Consider the following 26,659-nt stretch of genomic DNA (forward strand, 5'->3'; position numbering starts at 1 on the left):
TTGAGCCGAAGGCGAAGCCCAACGCTGCTATCGCGAAGGGCCGCTCGGTGTTTGGCGCTGGACCGTAATGTTGGGCTTCGCCATTGGCTCAACCCAACCTACCCCCGGCTTAGCTACCGGACGCCATGATTTCGGTAACCGCGCGGGTGTAGGCCTTTTGCGTCGCGCCACCCACATCCCGCAACTGCTCCATCTTCAACAACTCAGCCGGGCTGGTGGTGAGGTTGGGGTATTTGTGCAGCAGCTCGGGCGAGAGCCCTTCCATGGCGGCCTGGTTGGGCACTTTGTAGAGGATGTTTTCCGCCACCCAGGCGTGGTTTTCCTTGGCCAGCATGAAGTTGATGAACTTGAAGGCGTCATCCTGGTGCTTGGAGCTTTTCAACACGACCATGGTGTCCACCCACAGGTCCGAGCCCTCTTTGGGCACGACAAATTTGATCGCCGCATTGTCGGTAGTGCCGTAGTTGCACCAGCCGTCCCAGGCATGCGCCATCAACGCTTCGCCGGAGGCGAGCTTGGAGTAGAAGGTGGTGTCGTCGAAGGACAGGATGCGTTTTTTCGCCGCGATCAGTTCGGCACTGACGGTGGCCAGGTGCTTGGCGTCGCTGTCGTTCACCGACCAACCGTTGGCGAGGAAACCGGCGCCGAGCATCCAGCGGTCGGTGGCCAGCAGGGTGACTTTGCCTTTCAGCGCGTCGCTGGGGTTGAGCAGTTCTTTCCAGCTGGTGGGCGCTGTCGGGATTTTGTCCGAGCGGTAGCAGATGCCGGTGGTGCCCCAGGTGTAAGGCACGGAGAATGTGTTGCCGACGTCGTACTCAAGCTTGCCGGCTTCGGGGTAGAGGTTTTTCAGGTTGGGCAACTTGGCCGGGTCGATGTCAGCTAGCAGGCCTTGCTTGTGCAGCACTTCGGCGAAGGGGGAAGAGACGAACACCACGTCATAGCCTTCGCCACCGTTGGCCATCAGCTTGCCCATGATTTCTTCGTTGGTGGCGTGCAGCGCCTTGTCGGTGTCGAGACCGCTGGCGGCTTTGAATTTGTCCAGCGCATCGGGGGCCATGTAGCCGTCCCAGATGGAGATGACCAGGTCTTTGGCGCTGGCGGCCTGGGCAGTGAATGCCAGGGAAACAGCAAGACCCAGAGACAACAGGTGGTTCAGCTTACTCATGTTGCGCGCTCCTAACGACTGTTGTTGTTGGTGTTCGAAGGCAGTGCCGCAAAATCTAGCTAATATGTTTTTTTTCCGAAATTAAGACCGGAAAATTCCTATGTCAACGGTTTTTTGTTCAGGGTGCGCAGTTCTTGTTGCTCACCGAGGGCTATGGCATAAGGTGCCCAGCACCACGACCGGGGCGGTTTGGCGCCCCCACAGGCAGGGATAAAACAGGCTTGAGCAGCAGCGAAAAAAAACCACGGGGCAACCACCTCGAACTGGCCCGACGCATTCTTGAACATGTGCAGGAAAGCGGTTTGGTAATCGGCCAGGCGTTATCCGAGCAAGCCCTGGCGCGCAGCTTTCAGGTGTCCCGCACCCTGGTGCGCGCGGCGCTCAAGCTGTTGCAGGAAGAAGGGTTGCTGAGCCACGAAGCCGGCAAGGGCTACAGCCTGCTGGCGCTGCCCGACCAGGCGCTGAGCGCCGCGCTGCCGCAAGCCGAGGAAGAAGCCCTGGCCACGTCGGCCCTGCGCGACCGCATGGCCGGGCGCCTGGGCAGCAGCATCAGCATCAGCGAATTGATGCGCCGCTACAGCATCGGCCGCCCGGCGGCGCAAAAGGTGATTACCCAGCTCAGCGAAAGCCAGGTGCTGGAGCGCGGGCCGGGGCAGTCGTGGTTGTTTCGCCCGCTGTTGAACAACCTCGCCGCACTGGAAGACAGCCTGCATTACCGCCTGCTGATGGAGCCGCAAGCCTTGCTCAGCCCCGGCTTCGAGCCAGACCTGGCGCGCCTGGCGCTGCTGCGTGAAAGCATGGAAACGCTGCTGGGCCAGAGCATCGGCAGCTTCGATATCCAGCAATTCCGCGAGCTGGATATCAGCTTTCACGAGTGCATTGCGCAAAGCTGCGGCAACCAGTTCATCCGCGATGCGCTGTTGCATCACCAGGCGCTGCGGCGCTTGCCGAACCTGCTGCCGATGGTCAGCGTGCACCGTCTGCAAGAGGCGCTGCGCGAGCATTTGCGCATCATCGAGCACATCGAGCGCGGCCAGTTGGAGATCGCTGCCGACCTGATGCGCCTGCACCTGCGCCTGTCTGCAGCCCAGCGCCCGCAGACCGCCAACCGCGGCGTGCCGCAGGTTGGCCTGGCGCGGCGGTAAGCAATTTTCTACACGCCTGGTTTTTTTGTGCTAAAAAATACCGCGTAGCCAATAGTCCAAACCCCTCCACTGTCATTCCGGCGCAGGCCGGAATCCAGAATCGCAAAAGGATCGCCATTGCTGGGTGACTTGCGTGCCTGGGCCCCAGCCTGCGCTGGGGCGACGGTGGTCAGATTGATGTGTGGAATAACCCTTGATGCCCAAAGAACCCCTGATCGCCTTTTTCCCTGAAGCCAGCTTTGGCGCGGCGCTGAACTGCATTGGCATCGCCCAGGTGCTCAAGGGGCTGGGGGCAAGGCCGGTGTTCATTTGCCACGGGCATTTCCAGGGGATTTTTGCCGAGTATGGGTTTGCCGAGTTCCCGATTCCGACGCAGACCAAACTGTCTGCCGCCGAACACCAGCACTATTGGGAAACCTTCATCGAGAAGAACATTCCCTACTTCGACCAGACACCTCTGGAGCAGATCGACAGCTATGTGGCGCCAGCCTGGGAAGCGATCATCGACACCGCTATCGAGGCGGAAAAACCGCTGCAGCAACTGCTCGCGCGGTTGCGTCCGGATGTGATCGTGCTCGACAACGTGGTCACCTTCCCGGCCATCAGCCAGGCCGGTTGCCCGTGGGTGCGGATGGTCTCCTGCGCGGAAACCGAGTTGCCCGATGCAGCGGTGCCGCCGTATCTGTCCGGTTGCGCCGCCAGCGACAACGACGCCAGGCAGGTCTTTGTCAGCCGGTACAACGCGGCGGTGGCCCCGGCCCATGGGCGCTTTTCGCGTTTTCTGGAAAGCTGCCAGCACCCGCTGCACCCGGCCGGTCAGTTTCTCGAAGACTCGCCTTATCTGAACCTGCTGCTGTCGCCGACCCCGGTTCGTTACAACCGTGAACAGCCGTTAACACCGGCGCGCTACGTGTACCTGGATGGCTGTGTGCGTTCCGAGGCGCCCTACGTGGTGCCAGAGTTTCCGGCGCACAACGAGGCGCCGCTGATCTACGTGAGTTTCGGCAGCCTGGGGGCTGCCGATGTACAGATGATGAAGCGCCTGATCGCCACCGTGGCCGGCTTGCCGTATCGCTTTCTGATCAACGTCGGCGCCTACCGCGAGATGTATGACAGCGTGCCCGACAACGTCTACCTCGACAGCTGGTTCCCGCAGCCGGCCGTGCTGCGCGAATGCCGACTGTTCGTGCATCACGGTGGTAACAACAGCTTTTGCGAGGCGCTGTATTTCGGCCTGCCGTCGGTGGTTATTCCGTACTGCTGGGACGGCCACGACAACGCTCAGCGTGCTGCACAAGTTGGCGTCGGCGCCTATCTGCCACGTTTTGCCGAGCCGCTGGCGGCGCTGCCCGAGGCCCTGCGGCAACTGTTGGAGGATGACGCCCTGGCTGCCCGTTTGCAGCGCATCAGCGCCACCATGCAAGCCAATCCTGGCAGTGAAGTGGCCGCTCGGGCGATTCTCGCCCTGACCGAATAGCCAGGGTTTTCTCGCTAAAAATCGCTGCAACGCCGTTCTGGCGCGTTACTTGCCATCAATTTGCCATGGACTCAGTTGCCATCATTGAGCCATTATCGGCACCTTGTTCTCGATTGGCTGATTTCGGCGTAGTACGAGCGCGAAGAGAAACCCGCAATGCCCTCAATTCCTCTGCTGGTCTGTGATGACTCAAGCATGGTGCGCAAGCAGCTGCTGCGCGCGCTGCCGCCCGAGTGGGCGGTGTCTGTCACCGAAGTAGACAACGGCAAGGCGGGGCTCGAAGCGATCCGCAACGGCCTGGGCAAAGTGGTGCTGCTGGACCTGACCATGCCGGTGATGGATGGCTACCAGGTGCTTAATGCGGTGCGCGAGGAAGGTCTCGAAGCGCACATCATCGTGATCTCTGCCGACGTCCAGGAAGAAGCCGTCCGCCGTGTGCTCGACCTCGGCGCCCTGGCCTTTCTGCGCAAACCCTTCGACCCCTCCGAATTTCGCGCCACTCTGCACAAGCACGGCCTGCTCGCCGTGCCGCAGCAGGATGTGGCCGCCAACGCGCCGGCCATTGATGGCCCGAGCAGCTTTCGCGATGCCCTGCAGGAAACCGTCAACGTCGCCATCGGCCGCGCCGGCGCCATGCTCGCGCGGGTACTGGATGTGTTTGTGCAACTGCCGGTGCCCAACGTCAATCTGCTGGAAGTCGGCGAGCTGCACATGGCCCTGGCCGACGTGCAGAGGGGCGACGAGCGCCTGACCGCGATCTGCCAGGGCTATATCGGCAGTGGCATTGCCGGTGAGGCGCTGCTGATTTTCCATGACTCGGAAATCGCCGACATGGCCACCTTGTTGCACCGAGAAGGCAACGACGGCGGTGACCTGGAAATGCTCCTGGACCTCTCTACGCTGCTGATCGGCGCCTGCCTGTCGGGCATCGCCGAGCAGATCGATGTGGTGTTTTCCCAGAGCCACCCGCAGATTCTCGGCGAGCACCTGGCCATCGACGAATTGATTCAGGTGAACAGCCGGCGTAACCAGAAAACCCTGGCGGTAGAGATCAGCTACAGCCTGGAAGGCCACGATATTCACTTCGACCTGCTGATGCTGTTCAGTGAAGACTCGGTGCAGTTGCTCAACAAAAAACTCGCGTACCTGATGAACTAGGCGGCCACCATGAACGAGCCGATCGACCTCAACGAATTCCACTGGCTGCTCGCGATTGTGCAGAGCATCGACGTGGGCGTGGTGGTGTTCGACGAGGACTATCGGGTGCTGGTGTGGAACACCTTCATGGAGAATCGCTCCGGCATTCAGCCGAGCGTGGCCAACAACAGCTCGTTCTTCGAGCTGTTCCCGGAAGTGGACAGCAAGTGGTTCCGCAAAAAGGTCGAAGGCGTGGCCGCCCTTGGCACCCCGGCCTTCACCGTGTGGGAGCAGCGCCCGTACCTGCTGCGCTTCAAGAACTACCAGCCGATCACTGGCCGTGAAGACTTCATGTACCAGAACACCACGCTGTTTCCGCTGCGCTCGGCGACCAGCAAGATCGGCCATATCTGCCTGGTGATCTACGACGTCACCGACGTCGCCAACAACCGCCGCCAGCTGCTCTCGGCCAATGCCGAATTGCAGAAACTGTCCAGCACCGACCGCCTCACCGGCTTGTACAACCGCGGCCACTGGGAAGAAAGCCTGCAGAAAGAACACGCCCGTCACCGCCGCTACGACAGCACGGCGACGCTCATCATGCTCGACATCGATCACTTCAAACGGATCAACGACACCCATGGCCACCAGGCCGGCGACAAGGCGATCCAGCGCGTGGCCGATTCCATTCGCGAGCTGATTCGCGATGTCGATGTGGCTGGCCGTTACGGCGGTGAAGAGTTTGTGATTCTGCTGCCCGACACCCACAAGGAAGGCGGCCGGGTGTTTGCCGAGCGGCTACGCCAGCATGTGGCCGCACTGAAGATCGACCATGCCGGGGAAGTGCTGCGCATGACCATCAGCCTCGGCGTGGCCGACCTGTCGACCACCTGCGACCACCACGAAGAGTGGATTCGTTGGGCGGATGAGGCGCTGTATGCCTCGAAAGAAGATGGGCGTAACCGCGTCACCGTTTACGAATAAGCGTGTGCTCTTCGTAGGAGCGGCTTTAGCCGCGATGCTTTTTGAAGCTCAAGGACATCGCGGCTGAAGCCACTCCTACGAGATCGCGATAGCGTGCAGTTGATCGATATGTTGGTACTCAGCGCCCAGTTGCTCCGCCAACACCCGCGCACGCCCAAGCCGAATCGGCCCGCTTTCGATGTCCACCAATACGCTCGGGCAGGCCAGCGGCACCAAGGCCGGCCATTCGCGCAAACGCCCATCGGTAATCACCAACACGCGCTGCTGTTCGCCCGGCTTGCTGCGTTGGCGCTCCAGCAGCCACTCGCTGGCTTGCAGCAATCCCTCAATCAAGGGCGTACCGCCGCCCGCGCCTAATTCGTTTACCCAGGCCAACATCGCCGCCGAGCTTTTCTGCCCCTGGAACGGCCACTGCGCCTGCACCCCGTTGGCATGCACAACTGCTACCCGCGCACGCTGTTGATAGGCCTGTTGCAGCACGGTGCCGAGCAGGCCTTTGGCGTGGCTGAGGGCTCCATGCCGGCGGGTGGAGGCGGAGGCATCCACCACCAGCACCCACAGCTCCGTCGGTCGGTGGCTGCGGGGTTTGCGCAGGAGATCGCTGGCCCGTTTCGGTCGGCCGCGCAGCAGTGTGGCAAGCCAGTCGACAACGCCGGTCTGGCCGGCGCGGCTGGCGCCTTGGCGGCCACCGCTGAGGCGGCCGGGTCTGGGCAGTGCATCCGCGCCAGTGACCTGTCGCGGGCGGATGCTCAGGGCTTTTTTGGCCAACGCGGCAGTTCGCGTGCGGCGCCGGAGGGCATCGCCTGAGCTGGCAGTTCACCCCATTGGCCTTCGGCGCTGGCAGTGTTCGAATTGGCTGGCGATTGTGCAGTCGATTGCTGCGGCTGAGGAGCGGCCGGTGGGGTTTGGCGGCGACGGTGTTCCAGGGCAAACGCCTCTACCGCATCGATATCTTCAGCGGCAATTTGACCGGCACCGCGCCAGGCTGCATGGGCGCGAGCCGCACGCAGCCAGACCAGGTCGGCGCGCAATCCATCCACGCCTGCGGCATAACAGCGCTCGGCAATTTCATTGACGCTGGCATCGTCCAGAGCAATTTGCGCGAGCAGGTCACGAGCCGCCAGGCAACGGTCGCGCAGCGCCTGTTGTGGCGCCGCCCACTGCTGCACAAAGCTCGCTGGGTCGGCATCGAAGGCCAACCGGCGGCGGACGATTTCGGCGCGTTCGGCGGGCTGCGGTTGGGAATCGAGAGTCACCTTGAGGCCAAAGCGATCCAGCAACTGCGGGCGCAGCTGGCCCTCTTCCGGGTTCATGGTGCCGATCAGCACGAATCGCGCGCTGTGGTTGTGCGAAATGCCATCGCGCTCGACATGGTTGATGCCGCTTGCCGCCACATCCAGCAGCAGATCCACCAGGTGGTCGGGCAACAGGTTCACTTCATCCACATACAGCACGCCGCCATCGGCCTTGGCCAGCAGGCCGGGTGAAAACTGCGCACGGCCCTCGCCCAAGGCGGCATCCAGATCGATGGTGCCAACGATGCGCTCCTCGCTGGCACCCAGCGGCAGGGTGACGAAATGGCCACCCGGCAACAGCTGCGCCACACCGCGGGCGAGGGTCGACTTGGCCATGCCGCGCGGACCCTCGATCAACACCCCGCCAATCGCCGGGTCTATGGCGGCCAGGCACAGCGCCAGCTTCAGCGAGTCAGCGGCAACGACAGCGGCGAGGGGGAATTGAAGGGGCATGGAGGGGCTCGCTGAAAAGATGGTGGTCATTGTAGGAGCGACTTTAGCCGCGATGCTTTTTGATTTTAAGAGCATCGCGGCTGAAGCCGCTCCTACAGAGGGCTCGGTGTCAGGCTTCTTCACTGTCGATCAACAGGTTTTCCAACGCCTCACGGTACTCGCCGGGCTCCTGCCACAGTCCACGCTGCTGCGCTTCCAGCAACCGCTCGGTGATATCGCGCAGGGCGCCGGGGTTGTGTTGCTGAATAAAGTCGCGGGTGTCTGGGTCGAGTAAATAGGCATCGGTGAGCAACTGGTATTGGTGGTCGTCGATCAGCTCGCTGGTGGCGTCGAAGGCGCACAGGTAGTCCACTGTGGCGGCCAGTTCGAAGGCGCCTTTGTAGCCGTGGCGTTTCATCCCGGCAATCCACTTGGGGTTGGCCGCACGGGCGCGCACCACCCGGTTGAGTTCTTCTTTCAAGGTGCGAATGCGTGGGTTGTCGGCTTGACTGTGGTCACCGTGGTAGCTGGCCACCGGCGCGCCACGCAAGGTTTCTACTGCCGCCAACATGCCGCCCTGGAATTGGTAGTAATCGTTGGAGTCGAGAATGTCGTGCTCGCGGTTGTCCTGGTTGTGCAGCACCGCTTGCAGGCGTTCGAGCTTCTGCACGAACTGCTCGCGTGCCGGGGTACCGGCATCGCCTGCGCCATAGGCGTAGCTGCCCCAGTTCAGGTAGACCTCGGCCAGATCGGCGCGGGTTTGCCACAGGCGCTCTTCGATAGCGTTCTGAATGCCGGCGCCATAGGCTCCCGGCTTGCTGCCGAACACTCGCCATCCGGCTTCACGGCGCGCTTGCTCGGTGGCCATGCCTTGCTGTTCCAGGCGCTGACGATCCTCACGAACTCGCGCTGCCAGGGGGTTCATATCGTTCGGCTCGTCGAGGTCGGCCACCGCTTGCACAGCAGCATCGAACAGGCGGATCAGATTGCTGAACGCATCGCGAAAAAAACCCGACACGCGCAAGGTCACGTCTACCCGTGGGCGGTCTAGCAGGGACAGCGGCAGAATCTCGAAATCTTCCACCCGCTGGCTGCCGGCCTGCCACACCGGGCGTACGCCCATCAGCGCCATGGCCTGGGCCATGTCATCGCCGCCGGTGCGCATGGTGGCGGTGCCCCATACGGACAGGCCGAGTTGGCGCAGGTGGTCGCCGTGGTCTTGCAGGTGGCGTTCGAGCAGCAGGCTGGCGGACTGAAAGCCGATGCGCCAGGCGGTGGGGGTGGGCAGGTTACGCACATCCACCGAGTAGAAATTGCGCCCGGTGGGCAGCACGTCCAGACGCCCGCGGCTCGGCGCACCGCTCGGTCCGGCTGGCACAAAGGCACCGCGCAGGGCGGCGAGCAGGCCATGCATTTCGGCCGGGCCGCAGGCATCCAGAATGGGTGCGACGTGCTCGCTTAACGCTTCCAGCACCGCCTGAGTGTGGACGCCCACGGCAGGCGGCTGGCCGCTGAGGGTGGCGTCGATCAACTGCACGCCATACAGCTCAAGGCGCTCACGGGTATCGCCATGGCTGCGCCAGCTGTCGTCGCTGACGCCGGCCAATACGTCCGGACGTGGACCTTCCCACACGGCTGCCATTTCGCAGTTGAGCGGATTGAAGCCCAGCTGCAGATCCTTGGCCAACGCCTGTAACAGGCTGGCGTTGCGACCCTTGCCGTCGCCACGGGGAATTCGCAGCAAGGCCAGCAGAGTATCCAGACGCAGCCGCCCGGCCGGCGATTCGCCGAACACGTGCAGGCCATCGCGAATCTGCGACTCCTTCAAGTCGCACAAGTAAGCGTCCAGCTGCGGCAGCCAGGAGTTGGGGTCGTCATTGATCTGCAGTTGCAGCTCGCGGTCGAGCTGAGTAGCGCGCACCAGGGTGAGAATTTCGCCGCGCAGTTCGCTGGCGCGACGTTCATCCAGCAGCGAGGCGTCGTAGTACTCGTCGGCCAGGCGCTCGATATCGCGCAGCGGGCCATAACTTTCGGCACGGGTCAGCGGCGGCATCAGGTGGTCGATGATTACCGCCTGGGTGCGCCGTTTGGCCTGCGCGCCTTCGCCGGGGTCGTTGACGATAAAGGGGTAGACGTTGGGCGTGGCGCCGAGAATGGCGTCGGGCCAACAGGTGGCCGACAGCCCGACGCTTTTGCCCGGCAGCCATTCCAGGTTGCCGTGTTTGCCGACGTGCACCACGGCGCTCATGGCAAAGGTTTCGCGCAGCCAGAAATAGAACGCCAGGTAGCCGTGCGGTGGTACCAGGTCGGGGTCGTGGTACACGGCGCTGGCGTCGAGCTGGTAGCCGCGCGCCGGCTGGATGCCGACAAAGGTCAGGCCGTAGCGCAGGCCGGCGATCATCATGCGGCCTTGGCGGAACATCGGGTCTTGCTCGGGCTCGCCCCAGCGCTCACGCACGGCTTGCTGGTTGGCTTCAGGCAGGCGGGCGAAAAGACGGTGGTAGTCGTCGAGCGCCAGGCTTTGCGCGCACGGGCGCAGGTCAAGATTGTCGAGGTCGTTGGTGACGCCGCCGAGCAGTTGGTGGATCAAGGCCGTGCCGGTGTCCGGCAAACCCGCCACCGGGTAACCCTCGGCTTGTAGCGCTCGGAGGATATTCAGCGCCGCCGCCGGGGTGTCCAGGCCTACACCGTTGCCGATGCGGCCGTCGCGGGTGGGGTAGTTGGCCAGTACCAGGGCGATGCGTTTTTCGGCGTTGTCGCGCTCCGCCAGCTCGACCCAGCGGCGCGCCAGTTCGGCGACAAAATCCATCCGCTCCAGGTCGGCCTCGTAACACACCACATCGCTCTGGCTGCGCTCGCTGCGCCAGGCCAGGCCCTTGAAGCTGATCGGCCGGGTGATGATGCGCCCATCCAGTTCCGGCAGCGCGATGTGCATGGCCAGGTCACGCGAGCCCAGGCCCTGGGGGTTGGCTTGCCACAGCGGCTGGTTGTCTAGCGCACAGATGGCCTGCAGCACCGGCACGTCGCGGCGGAAGGGGCGCAGGTTGGGTTGCTCGGGGTTGGACTGGGCAAAGCCGGTGGTGTTGATGATCAGGCTGGCGGCGCTCTGATCCAGCAAATCTTCCACCACCGCCAGGCACGCCGCTTCTTTCAGGCTGGCGACGGCAATGGGTAGCGGGTTCAGGCCCTGGGCGCTCAAGCGCTCGCAGAAGCTGTGGATAAATGCGGTGTTCGCGGACTGCACATGGGTGCGGTAGAACAACAGGCCGACCACCGGCTGACCTTGCTGCCAGCTGGCTTGCCAGTCCGCCAGTCCGGCGTTGGCAACGGTCGGGTGATACACGCCAACCCGTGGCAGCGCTTGCGGTTCCACCCAGGCGTAGTCGCCGCCGAGCCAGGTGTTGGCCAGGTAATGGAATAGCTGCCGGGCGTTATCCACGCCGCCCTGGCGCAGGTACTGCCACAGGCGCTCGGCCTGTTTGGCGCTGACGCTGCCCAGCGCAGTCAGTTCCGGGTCCGGGCTGTCATCGCCCGGCACCAGAATCAGCTGCGCGCCGCGTTCAGCCAGCTCCACCAGGCGCTCGATGCCGTAGCGCCAATAGCTGAGGCCACCGTGGACCGAAACCAGAATCACCTTGGCGTGTTGCAGCACTTCCTCGACGTACAGGTCCACCGAGGCGTGGTTCTGCAACTGCGCCGGGCTGGCCAAACGCAGAGTGGGGTAGTGCTCAGGCAGGTCCTGGGCAGCGGCGGCAAGCAGCGACAGGTGCGAGTCGCCGGTGCACAGAATCACCACATCCGCAGGGGTTTGCGCCAGATGAGCGATGCCATCAGCGGGGACAAAACCACCGGGTTGGGTGCGCAGGAGATGCATGGTTAATAGCCCGCCGCGCTTTGCATCCCTCGCCCGCTTGCGGGAGAGGGACCGAGGGAGAGGGTCGGGGCCAACGCAAAAAAGCGGCCCTCACCCCAACCCTCTCCCTCAAGCGGGAGAGGGTGCCAAAGCGCAGCGAACGTGGTCACGCCAATGCCGTACGCAGTTCGTTTTCGATCACCGCCTGATCCAACTCCTGGCCAATGATCACCAAATGGCTGGCACGCGCTTCATCGCTGCGCCAGGCGCGGTCAAAGTGTTTGTCGAAGCGTTTGCCCACGCCTTGGATCAGCAAGCGCATCGGCTTGTTGGGGATGGCGGCAAAGCCCTTGATGCGCAGCACGCCATGGCGCTCCACCAGGCCATTGAGGGCGGCGAGCAATGACGCTTCTTCGACTTCCGGCAGCTCGACGGAGAAGGAGTCGAACTCGTCGTGGTCGTGCTCCTCGTGGTCTTCCAGGTCGTGGTGGGTTTTGCGGCTGTCGATGTGCAGCTCGGTTTCCGAGTTCAGGCCCAGCAGCACGGAGAGCGGCAGCACGCCGCTGCGCGCTTCGATCACTTTCACCGCCGGCGGCAGTTCTTCGGCCACTTCGGCGCGCACCGCGGCCAGGGCTTCAGGGCTGAGCAGGTCGGCCTTGTTGAGAATCACCAGGTCGGCGCTGGCCAGTTGGTCGGCGAACAGCTCGTGCAGTGGCGACTCGTGGTCGAGGTTGGGGTCTTCGCGGCGCTGGGCATCCACCTGGTCGGGGAAGGCGGCGAAGGTGCCGGCAGCCACGGCCGGGCTGTCGACCACGGTGATCACCGCATCGACAGTGCAGGCATTGCGGATTTCCGGCCAGTTGAAGGCCTGTACCAGTGGCTTGGGCAGGGCCAGGCCGGAGGTTTCGATGAGGATCTGGTCGAGGTCGCCACGGCGCGCCACCAGCTCGCGCATCACCGGGAAAAACTCCTCCTGCACGGTGCAGCACAGGCAACCGTTGGCCAGCTCATAGACACGGCCATTGGCTTCTTCTTCGGTGCAGCCGATGGAGCATTGCTTGAGGATTTCGCCGTCGATACCAAGCTCGCCGAACTCGTTGACGATCACCGCAATGCGGCGGCCTTCGGCGTTATCGAGCATATGGCGCAGCAGGGTGGTTTTGCCGGCGCCGAGGAAGCCGGTAACGATGGTGACGGGAAGTTTGGCCAAGCTTTTCATCGGTTGTTGCCCTGTGTGATGCGAGCGAAATCGGATCGGCGGGCAGCTGCGAGGACGGCGACGAGCAGGCAGCTCGCAGCAGGTTCGCCACCGGATCACCCCGCCCGGTTCGTGGAAGCTTTGCGAGGCAGGTCTCCTGGCTCACGACCTGGCCCGTCAGGCGGGCCGCTTTTTTCGCCTTCCCGCAGGTGCAGTGGCAATGGAAAAAAGCAGGTCGTTCACAGTTGCGGGGGCAGCCGCGGCTTGGCTCTTGGTGGAGCGGACCGCGTTCCCTCTTAGCTCTGGCGCAGACGCGCAGAGAACCTCGAAGGGAGCAAGGCTACGCAGTGGCGGGGGATGGGTCAAATTGAGGGATGCACCAGTAGATCAAAAACTCGAGGCTCAAGCCTCAATGGATCTACAACACCCAACGTTGACCTTTGCCAACGAAAATGGTGTCCTAGCGCGCTGTTTCAGGTGTCTTGCGTCGTCGTGCGCAAGGTGAAACGGGAAGTCGGTGCGCGCTCTGGTTAATTCCTGGGCAGCTAGTCCGACGCTGCCCCCGCAACGGTAGGCGCTGGTTGAGAGTGATCAACCGCGCGAGCCCGGAGACCGGCCTGAATTCATACCAGTAGGCAAAACCCGCGGTGGGCGGGCGCAAGCCGGAAGTCTGAATACGCTCGTATTCGGCTCCTCGTGCGTTCCCTTCTGCTACGTTTTCATTTCCAGTTCAGAGGGAACGGTCATGTCCAGTAGCACCCTTACACATTCTGCCGAGGCCAGTACCTCGCTATCGCAACGCCTGGTTCTGGCGATTGGCGCCGGCCTGCTCGGTGCCTTGCTGGTGTACTTCGCCGGCTTTTCGCATATCGAGGCGGTGCACAACGCCGCCCACGATACCCGTCACAGTGCCGCGTTTCCGTGCCACTAAGGGGTCGTTGCAATGATTAAGCGTATTGCGCAAACCGCAGGTTTTGCCGGCCTGTTGGGCGCCCTGTTTCTCACCCTGCTGCAAAGCTTCTGGGTGGCACCGCTGATTCTTCAGGGCGAGACCTTCGAGAACGCCGAGCCCGCCGTTGAACAAGTAGTGGCTGAGCACAGCCATGAAGCCGGCGCCGCAGCGCACTCCCATGAACACAGTAGCGAAGCCTGGTCGCCGGAAGATGGCTGGCAGCGCGTGCTGTCCACCACCGGTGGCAATCTGGTGGTCGCGGTTGGCTTCGCCTTGATGCTGGCGGGCCTGTTCACCCTGCGTGCGCCGGGCCGTACCCGTGATGGCCTGTTCTGGGGCCTGGCCGGTTTCGCCACCTTCTGCCTGGCACCGTCGTTGGGCTTGCCGCCGGAATTGCCGGGTACCGCTGCGGCGGATCTGCAATTGCGCCAGTACTGGTGGATTGGCACCGCAACCGCTACCGCCGTCGGCCTTGCCTTGCTGGTATTTGCCCGCCACTGGGCGGTGAAAGTTGTCGGTGCCGCGCTGCTGGTGGTGCCCCATGTGATTGGCGCGCCGCAGCCTGAGGTGCATTCCAGCCTGGCGCCTGAAGCGCTGGAACATCAGTTTATCTGGGCGTCGTTGATCACCAACGCGCTGTTCTGGTCGGCCCTGGGCCTGCTGAGCGCCTGGCTGTACCGTCGCTTCGCGGGCAGCAACGCGGTTTAATTCACCGTTGCTGCGCACAAACCCGCTGGTGGGCACGCCCTCAGCGGGTTTTTTCTTATCCATAACAGGCTTTTTTTGTGCCCAATGTTGCCCCCTATATCGCTGGAATCGGTTGTCGCGCGGGCTGCAGCGAGGCCGAGTTGCGCCAGTTGCTGGAGCAGACGTTGTCCGCCAACGGCCTGGCCCTGGCGGACCTCGCTGGCCTGGCGAGCCTTGAGCACAAATGCCAGGAGCCAGGGTTATGCGCCTTGGCGCTCAGCCTGGAACTACCGCTGGCCGGCTTCACCGCTGAGAAATTGCAGGGGATGAGCGCGCGTATTTCTGCCGTCTCTGCTGCCGCACTGCGCAGCGTCGGGGCCGCCAGCGTTGCCGAAGCCAGTGCGCTGCTCCAGGTCGAAATGTTGAGCGGCCGCCACGCAGCTTTGCGTATCGAAAAACACAGCAGCGCCCAGGCCACCGTTGCCGTGGCTGGGGTTGAGGAGCAGGCATGACGGTCTATTTCATTGGCGCCGGGCCCGGTGATCCAGAGCTGATCACGGTCAAAGGCCAGCGCCTGATTCGCAGCTGCCCGGTGCTGCTGTACGCCGGCTCGCTGGTGCCGGAAGCGGTGCTGGAAGGGCATCAGGCCGAGACGCTGGTGAACACCGCCGAACTGCATCTGGACGAGATCATCGCCCTGATCGACAGCGCCCACCAGCGCGGCCAGGACGTGGCCCGGGTGCACTCCGGCGACCCCTCGCTGTATGGCGCCATTGGCGAGCAGATCCGCCATTTGCGGCGCCTGAATATTCCCTTCGAGATCATCCCGGGCGTTACCGCGACTGCCGCCTGCGCCGCGTTGCTGGAAAGTGAGCTGACCCTGCCGGACATTGCCCAGACAGTGATCCTTACCCGCTACGGCAGCCGCTCGAAAATGCCTGCCGGCGAGGAACTGGGTGATCTCGCCCGGCATGGCACCACCATGGCCATTCACCTGGGGGTGCAGCACCTGGGCAAGATCGTTGCGGAGTTGCTGCCGCACTACGGCGCGGATTGCCCGATAGCCGTCGTGCACCGCGCCAGCTGGCCGGACCAGGATTGGGTGCTGGGCACCCTGGCGGATATCGAGGCGGGCGTGGCGGCCAAAGGTTTTCAACGCACGGCGCTGATTGTGGTCGGCCGGGTGCTGGCAGCCGATGCCTTTGCCGACTCCAACCTGTATCGCGCCGGCCATGCGCACCTCTATCGCCCGGCCAGCGAATAAAGGTGGGCGCCGTTAGTCGGCAACCTTTTTCAACGTTTTTTTTGCCGGCACCTGTAACGCCGTTATGGGACTTAACTCTACCTCTATGCCGGGACTGAATAAGCCTATTACGGCCGGCACATCCCCTTTTCAGAGGTATAACAACATGACCATGAAAACCGCTGCTGCTGGTGCCGCCCTGGCGCTGGCCGCCGCTGGCCTGTTCGCCAGCATGTCGACCCAGGTGTTCGCTGAAGACGCCAAAGTGCATTGCTACGGCATCAATGGCTGCAAAGGCCAGAACGACTGCAAAACCGCCAGCAACGCCTGCAAAGGCCAAGGTTCCTGCAAAGGTCAGGGCTTCAAGGCGATGACCGAAGCGGCCTGTACCGAAGCCGGTGGCAAGGTCGGTAGCTGAGTGCATCCGGGGCGGCCAGAGCGGCCGCCCCGCTGTTGCGGAGTACGTTATGTCTGCATCTACACCGGCAAGTGGTACGGCCTTCCTGGGCTATGGCCTGGGGTTGCGCACGGCCTATTACGACGAAATTCTGCAGGCCAATCCGTCGGTGGATTGGTTCGAAGTGCTCACCGAGAATTACCTGGTCGAGGGCGGCAAGGCGCTGTACTACCTCGACGCCATCGCCGAGCGTTACCCCCTGGTGATGCATGGCGTGTCGCTGTCCATTGGCGGTCCGCATGCGCTGGACATGGCCTACCTGCACCAGGTGCGGCAGCTGGCCGAACGCATCCGTCCGGCGTGGATTTCCGATCACCTGTGCTGGAGCCGAGGCAGCGCTCATCAATTGCACGATCTGCTGCCACTGCCCTACACCGAGGAAAGCCTGGAGCACGTGGCCGAACGGGTGCGCCAGGTGCAAGACGTGCTGGGCCGGCCGCTGGTGCTGGAGAACGTCTCCAGCTACGTGCGCACCAGCAGCGATGAGTTCACCGAGTGGCAGTTTCTCGCGGCCTTGAGCGAGCTCAGCGGCTGCGAGCTGTTGCTGGATATCAACAATGTCTACGTCAGTTCGCGTAACCACGGTTTTGACCCGTGGGAATTCATCTGCGCGTTGCCGCCGGCTCGGATACGGCAGTTGCATCTGGCTGGCCACAGCGACTACGGCAACTACGTGATCGACACCCATGATCAGCCGGTTAGCGACCCGGTGTGGCGACTGTACCAACGCACGCTGCAACGCCTTGGCCCGGTGGCGACCTTGTTGGAGCGCGATGATCATTTTCCGCCCTTGAGCGAGTTGCTGGCCGAGCTGGAGCGGGCGCGCGAACTGGGCACCGCTGCGTTGTTGCGGGAGCCAGTATGCGCCTGAAGGACTGGCAACTGAGCCTGGAAGCCTACCTGCTCGATGCCCAGGGGCAGCCCGCCCCGGCATTGCTCAGCTCGTTGCAGGGCAGTGCCACGCTGAGCGCGGAAACAGGTTTGGCGATCTACCACAACGCTTACCGCGCGCGGCTGCAGGAAGCGTTGCGCGGGGATTTTCCCGCGTTGCTGGCGCTGCTGGGCGACGAGGTTTTTGCCCAGCTGGCTGGCGATTATCTTCAGGCCAACCCGTCTGAGCACTTCAGCCTGCGCTGGCTGGGCGCGCGGTTTGCCGGGTTTCTCGCCGAACCGGCGTGGGCGGAATTGGCGCGGCTGGAATGGGCCTTCACCCTGGCCTTCGATGCTCCGCCGGGAAGCCCGTTGACTCTTACACAAATGGCCAGCCTGGCGCCCGCCGAATGGCCGGAACTGCGGGTGCGTTGTTTGCCCTCGGTGCAGTGGCTGGAGCTGCACTACAACAGCCTGGCGATTTGGCGCGCGGTCAAAAATGACCAGCCGCTATTGGCGAGTGCGCCGTTGGCAGAGGCGCAGACGTGCCTGGTCTGGCGCGCCGATCTGCAAGGCCAGTTCCGCACCCTGGGGCCTGACGAAGCCGTCGCCTTGCACGGTATGGTCGAGCAAGGCTGGAGCTTTGCCGAGCTGTGCCTGAGCCTCGCGGAACGCGCCGAAAACCCCGCCGCCCTGGCCGCCGGCTGGCTCAAGCAATGGCTCAGTGAAGGGCTGCTGCAACGCGCCGAATGATCTGTACGGATAAAAAAACCGTCAGCTGGATGTGCACCTGCCGGCGCCGGTGGATTAACCTCGGCGCCGAATTCCATGCAGGGGCCGGTCATGGCAGCCGTTGAAAACATCACGTACTACCTGGAAATGCATAGCAGCGACGCCATCCGCGGCAAGCCGCTGCCGGCAGCGCTGAGCATCGTTGAATGCGCCATCAAGCAATTCCCGCTCAACCGATTTCTTTACCAACTGGTCGGCGGCCCCTGGGAGTGGACCGACAAACTGGTGTGGACCGACCAGCAATGGCGCGACCTGGTGGAGCAAGACAACCACCGCACCTTCGTCGCCTATGAGCAGGGCGCCATCGCCGGTTACTACGAGCTGCAGCGCAGTGACGAAGGCGATGTCGAGATTCTCTACTTCGGCCTGGTGCAGGAGTTTTTCGGCAAAGGCTTTGGCGGCCCGCTGCTGACTCACGCGCTGCAAACCGCCTGGGCCTGGCCGGGCACCAAACGGGTGTGGGTGCATACCTGCACGCTCGATCACCCAAGTGCGTTGGGGAATTACCAGGCGCGTGGGTTGCAGGTTTACAAGGAAGAAGTGGACGCCGAATAGGGCGGTCACAAAATCGGCGAAATCAGCCGCGCGATGCGCATCCCCAACTGCCGCAGGCGATGGATGTTCTGGTCATCGCCGGCCGCTAGTTCGATGGCCTGGGCGAAGTCCTGTTCGAGCATGTGCTGCACCTCCAGGGCGAAGCTCTCGTCGACAGTGATCAGCATGATTTCGAAGTTCAGGCGGAACGAGCGGTTGTCCAGGTTGGCGCTGCCGATGGCGGCCAGCTTCTGGTCGATCAGCACCACCTTCTGGTGCAGAAACCCCGGCTGGTAACGGAACACCCGCACCCCGGTGTGCAGGGCGTTGAAGGCGTACAGGCTGGAGGCGGCGTACACCGTGCGGTGGTCCGGGCGCGAGGGCAGCAGAATGCGCACATCGACGCCACGCAGCACCGCCAGGCGCAGGGCGGCGGACACCGACTCATCGGGGATAAAGTACGGGCTGGTTATCCACAGGCGCTCGCGGGCGCAGTTGATCGCTTCGACAAAAAACAGTGAGCAGGTTTCCTGGGCGTCGGCCGGGCCGCTGGTGAGCACCTGGCAGAGTTTGCCTTCGCCGCCGTAGGCATCCGGCAGGATCAATGGCGGCAACTGGCGGGTGGCCCAGAACCAGTCTTCGGCAAACGATTCCTGCAGGCAGGCCACGGCTGGCCCGCGCAGTTCCAGGTGGGTGTCGCGCCACGGTGCCAGTGGCGCTTTCAGGCCGAGGTATTCGTCGCCGACATTTAGCCCGCCGAGAAAGCCGAACTCGCCATCCACCACCACGATCTTGCGGTGGTTGCGGAAATTCAGCTGGAAGCGATTGAGGATGCCGCGGTGGGTGCTGAAGGCGCGCACGTCGACACCGCCATTGCGCAAGGTTTGTGCGTAACGCTTGGGCAGCGCATGGCTGCCGATGCTGTCGTACAGCACATACACCGCCACACCGGCCGCTGCCCGTTCCAGCAGCAAGGCCTGCAAGCGGCGGCCGAGGTCGTCGTCGTGGATGATGAAAAACTGCACCAGCACCACCTGCCGGGCCTGGGCGATGGCGGCAAAAATCGCCTCGAAGGTGGCGTTGCCATTGATCAGCAGGCGCACCTGGTTATTCGCCAGGCAGGGCATATGGCCGAGCGCCGGCAGGCCGCGCAGGGTGCGGTAGGCATCGGTGTCTTGCGCGGCCAGGGCTTCTTCGGCCCACGGGCGCCAGTTCAGGGTGCCCATGGCGGTGCGCATTTCCCGGTCGGCATGGCGGCGCGCACGCACATAGGCATCGAAGGTGCTGCGGCCGAACACCAGGTAGGGAATCAGGGTCAGGTAGGGGATGAACAGCAGCGACAGCGCCCAGGCAATCGAACCTTGGGCGGTGCGCACGGTGAGGATCGCGTGGGTCGCCGCGCACACCCCGAGAATGTGGGTCAGGGCTATCAGGTAACCGAACAGCGGTGGAATGATCAGGTCCATGCCAGGGTCGCTTGCGCAATGTGCTGACATGCAATGTGCCGTGTGCGGCTGCAACTGTCACCCTTGCAGCCCGTCTTAAAACTACTGCGCTCGACGTAGCTACGTTTAAAACGGACTGCTCAGATTGCGGTCACATTCGTGTTCGCGCCGCTACCTACCTGCCAGAAGGACCCTGCCATATGAAGATTCGCCTTGTTCTCGCCTGTACCGCTGCGCTCGGCTTAGCGCCACTGGCGCAGGCGCAGCAGCTGCAACCGGGGTTGTGGGAAATCAAATCGACGGCCCTGCAGGTCAATGGCCAGCAACTGCCAGACCTGCAACTGCTGATGGGCAGCCTGCCGCCCGAGCAACGGAAAATGGCCGAGCAGGCGATGGCCAAACAGGGCGTGGCCATGGCTGGCAATGGCGTGCGCATGTGCATCACTCCGCAGCAGGCCCAGACCGACAGTTTCCCCACCCAGGGCACCCAGGCCGGTTGCAGCCAACAGATCACCGAACGCACGCCGCAAATGATGAAATTCAACGTCAGTTGCCCGCAGGGTAAAGGGCAGGGGCAGACCACCTTTCTCAGTGCGCGGGAATTTTCCACCACCATCAACGGTACGTTTTTGATGGGCGGGCAGAACCAGCAAGGGCGCTCGGAATCCCAGGGCCGTTGGTTGGCGGCAGACTGTTCAAGCTTGCCAACGCGTCAACCTTGAGCCCGCTGGCAAGGCGCAATTAAAACGCCAGTTCCACGTGAAACCCCTGGCCCTGCTGGCTCACAGCGCGGTGCAGGGGTTTTTTATTGGCGTTTGAAAACTGAATGCTTGCGGAAAAGATCGGTTTAATTGTTATAGTATAACGTCTAAATCGACAGCCCCAGCGCTGCGCCCAGCAGCCGGATGAGGACTTCCCCATGCATGACCCCCGCCTACCCGTCACCGTGCTCTCCGGCTTTCTCGGCGCCGGCAAAAGCACCCTGCTCAATCACATCCTGCGCAACCGCGACAACTTGCGGGTGGCGGTGATCGTCAACGACATGAGTGAAATCAACATCGACGGCAGCGAGGTGCAGCGCGACGTCAGCCTCAACCGCGGCGAAGAAAAACTGGTGGAGATGAGCAACGGCTGCATTTGCTGCACCCTGCGCGAAGACCTGTTGGAAGAGGTCAGCCGCCTGGCTCGCGACGGCCGCTTCGACTACCTGCTGATCGAGTCCACCGGCATTGCCGAACCGCTGCCGGTTGCGGAAACCTTCACCTTTCGCGGGGAAGATGGCCAGAGCCTCAACGACATCGCGCGCCTGGACACCATGGTCACCGTGGTTGATGGCCTGAATTTTCTCCGCGATTATCAGGAGGCCGAGAGCCTGGCCAGTCGCGGCGAAGTACTGGGTGAGGAAGATGAGCGCTCGATCACCGACCTGCTGATCGACCAGGTGGAGTTCGCCGACGTCATTCTGATCAGCAAGATCGACCTGATCTCCCGCGAGCAGCGCGCCGAGCTGATGGGCATTCTCGCCAGCCTCAACACCCACGCGGAAATTCTGCCGATGGTGATGGGCGAGGTGGCGCTGGGCAAGATTCTCGACACTGGCCGCTTCGACTTCGAGCGCGCTGCCCAGGCGCCGGGCTGGCTCAAAGAACTGCGCGGCGAGCACGTGCCGGAAAGCGAGGAATACGGCATCGCCTCGTTTGCCTACCGTGCGCGCCGGCCGTTCCATCCACAGCGCTTCTATGGCTTCATCAACCGCGAATGGAGCAATGGCCGGCTGCTGCGCTCCAAGGGTTTTTTCTGGCTGGCGAGCAAACACCAGGACGCCGGGAGTTGGTCGCAGGCCGGCGGTTTGATGCGTTATGGCTTTGCCGGGCGCTGGTGGCGGCATGTGCCCAAAGACCAATGGCCGCAAGATGACGAGGGCGTGGCGACGGTGATGCGGCACTGGAGTGCGGAGGTCGGTGACTGCCGCCAGGAGCTGGTATTTATCGGCCAGAACATCGACTTCACCCAGCTCACTGCCGAGCTGGATGACTGCCTGTTAAGCGATACGGAAATGGCCTCGGGTGCCGAAGGCTGGGCGCATTACGCAGACCCGTTCGGCCCCTGGCACGACGCGGCGTAACGCACGTTAGCGATCCATCCACACGCCGCGGTTCTGCTTCTCGCAGGCCGGCTTGAGGTAGGCCGCGTCGCTGGCCACGCCGTAGTAGTGGATATCCTGCTGGTACGGCGTGCCCGGCACCTTGGCCGAGCGGCACACACCGAACGAGCCCTGCGGGCATTGCTCGACGTAGTCCACCGAGACTTTCTGCCCCTTCAGCGTCGGCTGGCAGAAACCGGTGTGGAACAGGTTGGGCGGGATGCTGCGGTTCTGTTGGCAGACTTTCACATCCAGGCGTTCAGCCTGGCTGTGTACCACACAGGCTTCGGCCAGCACCTGGCCAGACAGCAGAAGCAGCAACGGCAACAGCAGTACGCGCATCGAGGGTCTCCAGCGCCGGAAAATTTGCCGGCGACTCTAGCATGCCCAGGCCCGCGCTTGTGCCCGTGCGGCTTTTCACCGATGGTTAGCCACCGCACAAATCACCGAGAAAAGTACCGTGCTCAGCGACATTCCCACGCACCTGATCGCCGGCCCTCTGGGCGCCGGCAAGACCAGCCTGATCCGCCAACTGTTGGCGCAGCGCCCGGCCGACGAGCGCTGGGCGGTGCTGATCAACGAGTTTGGCCAGATTGGTCTGGATGCCGCGTTGCTGACCACGGACGACGACGGCATTGCCCTGAGCGAAGTGGCTGGCGGCTGCCTGTGCTGCGTCAATGGCGCGCCGTTCCAGATCGGCCTGGCGCGTTTGCTGCGCAAAGCCAAACCGCATCGGCTGTTTATCGAGCCGTCGGGCCTGGGTCATCCGGCTGAGTTGTTGCAGCAATTGCGCGAGCCGCCATGGGAAGGGGTGCTGGCCGTGCAACCGAGCGTGCTGGTGCTGGATGCCGAAGCGCTGGCCGCCGGGCACCCGTTGTCGGATAGCCAGCAGGCGGCGCTCGCCGACGCCGGTTTGCTGGTACTGAACAAAGCGGAAAATCTGGATGCCGAGACGCGGGAAAAACTCGCCAGCCGCCTGCCAGCACGGCCGCTGTTCTGGACCACTCAGGGCGCGTTGCCGCTGGCCGAGCTGCCAGGTTTGAGCGCTCGTCCCGGCAGCGCCACCGACGCCGACAAGCTGCCCAGCAGCGCCGCCAGCCTGGCCAGCGTGTGGCTCGACCCCAGCCAGCCGATCTGCCAGAGCGGCGGCCAGGCTGAAGGCTGGAGCATCGGTTGGCGCTGGCACCCGAGCCAGCAGTTCGAGCTGATGCGGGTACAAATGTGGCTGGCCACCTTGCCCTGGCGCCGTGCCAAGCTGGTGCTGCATACCAACGCCGGTTGGCTGTCAGCCAACGCCCTGAACGGCGACGCGTTGCATTGGCAGAGCAGTGAATGGCGCAAGGATTCGCGGTTAGAGCTGATCTTTAGCGAGCCGCAGGATGAGCAGGCGTTGGGTGGCGGATTTACGCGCTGTCTGTTGGACGGAAATCGCGGCTAACGCCGCTCCTACGAGCCGGCACAATCCGTAGGAGCGGCTTTAGCCGCGATGCTTTTAACCGGTAAACTCCCGGCTGGTTTTTTCAGAAGTCCGCACCGATGACCGCCTTCACCCTCCACCCTTGGTCCCACGCCAGCTCCGCCCATTTCACCCTGCGTGGCTGGCACAGCGAGCCGAGTGGCAAGCCGTTGCTGCATTTCCTCCATGGCAATGGTTTTTGCGGGCGTACTTACGAGCCGATGCTCAAGCACCTGGCGGCTGATTTCGATCTGTGGCTGTGTGACATCCAGGGCCATGGCGAAAGCGACCATGGTGGCCGTTTCCATGGCTGGAACCGCAGCTCCGAGCTGGCGGTGGAGGCGTTCGACGTCGGCCGTGGGCAGTTCGGCGACGTGCCGCGTTTTGCCCTGGGCCACAGCTTTGGTGGCGTGCTCAGCAGTCTGATTCTGGCCAAGCACCCCGAGCTGTTTCGGCGCGCGGTATTGCTCGACCCGGTGCTGTTTCCGCCGGCGCTGATTGGTGTCATGGCGGTGTCCGAAGTGCTCGGCCTGCACCGGCGCCACACCATGGCACGCAAGTCGGCGGCGCGGCGCAAGCACTGGACCGACCGCGCGGCGGCCTATGCCGGGCTGTATGGTCGGGGCACCTTCAAAGGCTGGGAAGACGCCGCGCTATGGGCCTATGTGGAACATGCGTTGAAAGAGGTCGAGGACGGTGTCGAGCTGAAATGCCGGCCTAGCCGCGAGGCAGAAATCTTCAGCTCCTACCCGCGACGGCTGTGGAGTTCGCTGAACAAGATCGTCACCCCCACCGAGATTCTGCACGGCCAGCACAGCTATCCGTTTGTGGCCAAGGCCGTAGCGCGGGTCACCGCGCTCAACAGCCACGTGCGTGCGCAGGTGGTGGCGGGTGGGCACTGCTTTATGCAGCAGACCCCGCAAGACAGCGCCGAGCGTGTGGGTAGTTTTCTGTTGCCGGGTTAAAGCCTGCGGGAATCAGTGCTGCAGTTTGTCGTGCTTGCGGCGCCAGTCGCTGAGTTGCACCACCTGGGCGCTGACCCGCTCGGGCACCACGTCGATGACGGCTTCGGGGGCTGCGCGTGGCGTTGCCACGGCATCAATGACCACGCTGTCGCCGACCACATTGTGCTGCTCAAGTGGCTGGCCGGGTTTCTCGACAAAGGGATGCGGCGCCAGCTCGATGTTGCCAACGTGCTGACCAAACATGGTGATGGTGCCGGCATGCCGCTGTTCACTGGTGACGGTGAACTCGAAGCCATACACCCGCGCCAGCCGTCGCCGACCGCGGGCGTCCGGCAGCAGCGCCACTTTGCGCAGCGCCACGTTGTCGTCGAGCAGAATCACTTCCATGCGTTGGCAGTGCTGTTTCACCCGTTCCAGGGCGCGCTCACGCAAGCCATGGGCGTGCCATAACCAGGCGGCGCCAGCGGCCAGCAACATCAGCACGAACATATTGCCCAGGGTCAGCATGGTGGTTGCACTCCAACGAGAGGGCCAAGCTTACTCGCCTCCAGCCGGCCAACTCCAGTGTCACTTTTATGCGTCAGCCAGGCGGCGGCTTCAGCTGGCCGCCGGGGTGTGCAGGCCCAGGCGGTCGAACATGATGCGGGCGATTTCGCGCTCGCCCATCACCACCAGATCGGCGCCCTGTTGCTGCAGGTAGTCCACCTCGTCGTCGAAATGGGCGCGGGCAATGATGTCCAGCTCAGGGTTGGCCGCCCTGGCGTGAATGGCGATCTGCCCGGCCTCCAAGCCGTTGGGGATGGCGATCAGCAGCCAGCGCGCCTGGGCTACGTTGGCCAACTCCAGTACCCGGCTGCTGGCGGCGTTGCCATGTACCACGCTGTGGCCAACTTCGCGCAGCTCCTGAGCCTGGGTGCGGTTGTCTTCAATGATCACCAGCGGGATGCCTTCTTCACGCAGGCGCGCACTGATGCGGCTGCCGACCCGGCCGTGGCCGATGAGGATGGCGTGACCGGTTTCGGTGATCGGCTGGAACTCCTCGGCTGCCTCTTCTTCGACGGTGCCGACCGGTGCGGTGTTTTCCCGCGCATCGAGCCACGGCTGGATGCGATCGATCAGGGTGAACAGCATGGGGTTGATGACGATGGACAGAATCGCCCCGGCCAGAACGAAGTCGCGGGCAGCTTCCGGCACCAGGTCCAGGCCCACGCCCAGGCCGATCAAAATGAACGAGAACTCACCGATCTGGGCCAGGCTGGCCGAGATGGTCAGCGCGGTGCTCAGCGGTTTGCCGAAGGCCAGCACAATCAACAGGGCCGCCAGTGATTTGCCGAGCACGATGATCGCCAGGGTGGCCAGTACCAGCAGCGGCTCGTTGATCAGCACCATGGGGTTGAACAGCATGCCCACCGAGACGAAGAACAGCACGGCGAAGGCATCGCGCAGTGGCAATGAATCTTCGGCCGCCTTATGGCTGTACTCCGACTCGTTGAGGATCATCCCGGCGAAGAACGCGCCGAGGGCGAACGACACGCCGAACAGCACCGCCGAGCCATAGGCCACGCCCATGGCAATGGCCAGCACGGCGAGGGTGAACAACTCACGCGAACCGGTGCCTGCGCTTTTTTCCAGCAGCCAGGGAATGATTTTGCCGCCGACCACGATCATCAGGGCGACAAAGGCCGCCACCTTGGCCAGGGTAATGCCCAGTTGTAGCCAGATGCCCTCGTCGGGCGCTGCGTCCTGGCCGCCGAGCACGCCGGCCAGCGCGGGAATCAAGACCAGCGCCACGACCATCACCAGGTCCTCGACAATCAGCCAACCCACCGCGATTTTGCCGCGCCGGCTGTCGATCAACTGCCGTGACTCCAGCGCCCGTAGCAACACCACCGTACTGGCCACCGACAGCGCCAGGCCGAAGATCAGGCCGGCGCCCCAAGGCCAATCCAGCAGCCAGGCCAGGCCCATGCCCATCAGCGTGGCGGCACCGATCTGCACCAGGGCGCCGGGGATGGCGATGTTTTTCACCGACATCAGGTCTTTCAGGGAAAAGTGCAGCCCGACGCCGAACATCAGCAGGATTACGCCGATTTCCGAGAGTTCATTGGACAGGTCTTTGTCGGCGACGAAGCCGGGGGTAAACGGGCCGACCAGGACGCCGGCTAGCAGGTAGCCGACCAGGGGCGACAAACGCAGGCGGTTGGCCAGAGTGCCGAGCACGAAGGCCAGCACGAAGCCGGTGGCCAGTGCTGCAATCAGGGGGGTGTGATGAACCATGGAATCTCCCGTTTACCGCGCGAAGGGCTGGCCGCGGTGCAATTCAGTGTGGGCCAGTCTGAAGCAACGCGCTGCCGGTACCTGGGCTGGAGGGGAGGCAGCTGAGGTTTACCGTTGGTCGGCGGCGCGATGCGGGCCACAGTCTATCGCAG

25 protein-coding genes and 2 riboswitches are annotated in these 26,659 nt (G+C 63.3%); of the genes, 16 read left to right on the plus strand and 9 right to left on the minus strand.

The features are described from left to right. Window positions 1-109: 109 nt before the first annotated feature. Window positions 110-1,165: a spermidine/putrescine ABC transporter substrate-binding protein gene (locus C8K61_RS06035; protein ID WP_108095292.1), complete on the minus strand. Its 1,056-nt coding sequence runs from the start codon at window positions 1,163-1,165 to the stop codon at window positions 110-112. Window positions 1,166-1,386: 221 nt separating this feature from the next. Between C8K61_RS06035 and C8K61_RS06040 the strand changes: the two genes are divergently transcribed. The 4 genes from C8K61_RS06040 (at window position 1,387) to C8K61_RS06055 (ending at window position 5,908) form a co-directional block, all read left to right on the plus strand. Further along, complete coding sequence (locus C8K61_RS06040) at window positions 1,387-2,310, plus strand: GntR family transcriptional regulator (RefSeq protein WP_108095293.1); 924 nt, start codon at window positions 1,387-1,389, stop codon at window positions 2,308-2,310. Window positions 2,311-2,506: 196 nt separating this feature from the next. Then, a complete protein-coding gene (locus C8K61_RS06045) occupies window positions 2,507-3,787 on the plus strand; it encodes a glycosyltransferase (protein ID WP_108095294.1) in 1,281 nt (426 codons plus the stop codon). A 156-nt stretch (window positions 3,788-3,943) separates the two neighbouring features. Further along, window positions 3,944-4,945, plus strand: a complete 1,002-nt coding sequence (locus C8K61_RS06050) for a response regulator (RefSeq protein WP_108095295.1) — start codon at window positions 3,944-3,946, stop codon at window positions 4,943-4,945. A 9-nt stretch (window positions 4,946-4,954) separates the two neighbouring features. Further along, window positions 4,955-5,908 carry a diguanylate cyclase gene (locus tag C8K61_RS06055; RefSeq protein WP_108095296.1) on the plus strand — a complete coding sequence of 318 codons (954 nt, stop codon included), beginning with the start codon at window positions 4,955-4,957 and terminating at the stop codon, window positions 5,906-5,908. A gap of 75 nt (window positions 5,909-5,983) precedes the next feature. Here the strand turns inward: C8K61_RS06055 and C8K61_RS06060 are convergent, their stop codons facing one another. The 4 genes from C8K61_RS06060 to cobW all read right to left on the minus strand — a co-directional run bounded on the left by C8K61_RS06060 (window position 5,984) and on the right by cobW (window position 12,707). Further along, a complete protein-coding gene (locus C8K61_RS06060) occupies window positions 5,984-6,676 on the minus strand; it encodes a VWA domain-containing protein (RefSeq protein ID WP_108095297.1) in 693 nt (230 codons plus the stop codon). Continuing rightward, entirely contained in the window at window positions 6,658-7,656 is a 999-nt protein-coding gene (locus C8K61_RS06065) for an ATP-binding protein (protein WP_108095298.1), read from the minus strand. The genes C8K61_RS06060 and C8K61_RS06065 overlap by 19 nt, the downstream gene beginning before the upstream one ends. A gap of 109 nt (window positions 7,657-7,765) precedes the next feature. Next, window positions 7,766-11,509 carry a cobaltochelatase subunit CobN gene (gene cobN, locus C8K61_RS06070; RefSeq protein WP_108095299.1) on the minus strand — a complete coding sequence of 1,248 codons (3,744 nt, stop codon included), beginning with the start codon at window positions 11,507-11,509 and terminating at the stop codon, window positions 7,766-7,768. A 145-nt stretch (window positions 11,510-11,654) separates the two neighbouring features. After that, window positions 11,655-12,707 (minus strand): cobalamin biosynthesis protein CobW, encoded by a 1,053-nt coding sequence (gene cobW / locus C8K61_RS06075; RefSeq protein ID WP_108095300.1) that lies wholly within the window; start codon window positions 12,705-12,707, stop codon window positions 11,655-11,657. Between the two features lie 108 nt (window positions 12,708-12,815). Continuing rightward, a riboswitch (cobalamin riboswitch) is annotated at window positions 12,816-13,029 on the minus strand. 115 nt (window positions 13,030-13,144) lie between these two features. Then, window positions 13,145-13,322, plus strand: a riboswitch (cobalamin riboswitch). Window positions 13,323-13,431: 109 nt separating this feature from the next. Between cobW and C8K61_RS06080 the strand changes: the two genes are divergently transcribed. The 8 genes from C8K61_RS06080 to C8K61_RS06115 all read left to right on the plus strand — a co-directional run bounded on the left by C8K61_RS06080 (window position 13,432) and on the right by C8K61_RS06115 (window position 18,242). Next, window positions 13,432-13,617, plus strand: coding sequence for a CbtB domain-containing protein (locus C8K61_RS06080; protein ID WP_108095301.1), 186 nt, complete (start codon window positions 13,432-13,434; stop codon window positions 13,615-13,617). A gap of 12 nt (window positions 13,618-13,629) precedes the next feature. Next, window positions 13,630-14,346 carry a CbtA family protein gene (locus C8K61_RS06085; RefSeq protein ID WP_108095302.1) on the plus strand — a complete coding sequence of 239 codons (717 nt, stop codon included), beginning with the start codon at window positions 13,630-13,632 and terminating at the stop codon, window positions 14,344-14,346. A gap of 77 nt (window positions 14,347-14,423) precedes the next feature. Continuing rightward, on the plus strand, window positions 14,424-14,837 hold the full coding sequence (locus C8K61_RS06090; protein ID WP_108095303.1) for a cobalamin biosynthesis protein: 414 nt from the start codon (window positions 14,424-14,426) through the stop codon (window positions 14,835-14,837). Next, window positions 14,834-15,589, plus strand: a complete 756-nt coding sequence (cobM, locus tag C8K61_RS06095) for a precorrin-4 C(11)-methyltransferase (RefSeq protein WP_108095304.1) — start codon at window positions 14,834-14,836, stop codon at window positions 15,587-15,589. Before C8K61_RS06090 ends, cobM begins: the two co-directional genes overlap by 4 nt. A gap of 145 nt (window positions 15,590-15,734) precedes the next feature. Continuing rightward, the gene (locus C8K61_RS06100) at window positions 15,735-15,986 is read left to right on the plus strand and encodes a hypothetical protein (protein ID WP_108095305.1); all 252 of its coding nucleotides are present in this window, start codon (window positions 15,735-15,737) and stop codon (window positions 15,984-15,986) included. Between the two features lie 49 nt (window positions 15,987-16,035). Further along, window positions 16,036-16,896 carry a DUF692 domain-containing protein gene (locus C8K61_RS06105; protein WP_108095306.1) on the plus strand — a complete coding sequence of 287 codons (861 nt, stop codon included), beginning with the start codon at window positions 16,036-16,038 and terminating at the stop codon, window positions 16,894-16,896. Then, complete coding sequence (locus C8K61_RS06110; RefSeq protein WP_108095307.1) at window positions 16,887-17,648, plus strand: DUF2063 domain-containing protein; 762 nt, start codon at window positions 16,887-16,889, stop codon at window positions 17,646-17,648. Before C8K61_RS06105 ends, C8K61_RS06110 begins: the two co-directional genes overlap by 10 nt. A 90-nt stretch (window positions 17,649-17,738) precedes the next feature. Continuing rightward, on the plus strand, window positions 17,739-18,242 hold the full coding sequence (locus C8K61_RS06115) for a GNAT family N-acetyltransferase (protein ID WP_108095308.1): 504 nt from the start codon (window positions 17,739-17,741) through the stop codon (window positions 18,240-18,242). 5 nt (window positions 18,243-18,247) lie between these two features. Here C8K61_RS06115 and cls read toward each other — a convergent pair whose 3' ends face one another. Continuing rightward, on the minus strand, window positions 18,248-19,687 hold the full coding sequence (gene cls, locus C8K61_RS06120; RefSeq protein WP_108095309.1) for a cardiolipin synthase: 1,440 nt from the start codon (window positions 19,685-19,687) through the stop codon (window positions 18,248-18,250). Window positions 19,688-19,866: 179 nt separating this feature from the next. Between cls and C8K61_RS06125 the strand changes: the two genes are divergently transcribed. Both C8K61_RS06125 and zigA read left to right on the plus strand, forming a co-directional pair. Continuing rightward, on the plus strand, window positions 19,867-20,388 hold the full coding sequence (locus tag C8K61_RS06125) for a DUF3617 domain-containing protein (RefSeq protein ID WP_108095310.1): 522 nt from the start codon (window positions 19,867-19,869) through the stop codon (window positions 20,386-20,388). Window positions 20,389-20,585: 197 nt separating this feature from the next. Continuing rightward, window positions 20,586-21,791, plus strand: a complete 1,206-nt coding sequence (gene zigA, locus C8K61_RS06130; RefSeq protein ID WP_108095311.1) for a zinc metallochaperone GTPase ZigA — start codon at window positions 20,586-20,588, stop codon at window positions 21,789-21,791. 6 nt (window positions 21,792-21,797) lie between these two features. Here the strand turns inward: zigA and C8K61_RS06135 are convergent, their stop codons facing one another. Then, a complete protein-coding gene (locus C8K61_RS06135; RefSeq protein ID WP_108095312.1) occupies window positions 21,798-22,151 on the minus strand; it encodes an NADH:ubiquinone oxidoreductase in 354 nt (117 codons plus the stop codon). A 118-nt stretch (window positions 22,152-22,269) separates the two neighbouring features. Between C8K61_RS06135 and C8K61_RS06140 the strand changes: the two genes are divergently transcribed. Both C8K61_RS06140 and C8K61_RS06145 read left to right on the plus strand, forming a co-directional pair. Further along, window positions 22,270-23,247, plus strand: a complete 978-nt coding sequence (locus C8K61_RS06140; protein ID WP_108095313.1) for a GTP-binding protein — start codon at window positions 22,270-22,272, stop codon at window positions 23,245-23,247. Between the two features lie 98 nt (window positions 23,248-23,345). Further along, window positions 23,346-24,230, plus strand: coding sequence for an alpha/beta fold hydrolase (locus C8K61_RS06145; RefSeq protein WP_108095314.1), 885 nt, complete (start codon window positions 23,346-23,348; stop codon window positions 24,228-24,230). Window positions 24,231-24,242: 12 nt separating this feature from the next. Here the strand turns inward: C8K61_RS06145 and C8K61_RS27170 are convergent, their stop codons facing one another. Both C8K61_RS27170 and ybaL read right to left on the minus strand, forming a co-directional pair. Further along, window positions 24,243-24,737 (minus strand): DUF3301 domain-containing protein, encoded by a 495-nt coding sequence (locus C8K61_RS27170; protein WP_108095315.1) that lies wholly within the window; start codon window positions 24,735-24,737, stop codon window positions 24,243-24,245. Between the two features lie 90 nt (window positions 24,738-24,827). Next, complete coding sequence (ybaL, locus tag C8K61_RS06155) at window positions 24,828-26,507, minus strand: YbaL family putative K(+) efflux transporter (protein WP_108095316.1); 1,680 nt, start codon at window positions 26,505-26,507, stop codon at window positions 24,828-24,830. Window positions 26,508-26,659: the final 152 nt, after the last annotated feature.

Origin of the sequence: Pseudomonas sp. GV071 (assembly GCF_003050835.1) — a bacterium.
In the GTDB taxonomy this organism is placed as follows: domain Bacteria; phylum Pseudomonadota; class Gammaproteobacteria; order Pseudomonadales; family Pseudomonadaceae; genus Aquipseudomonas.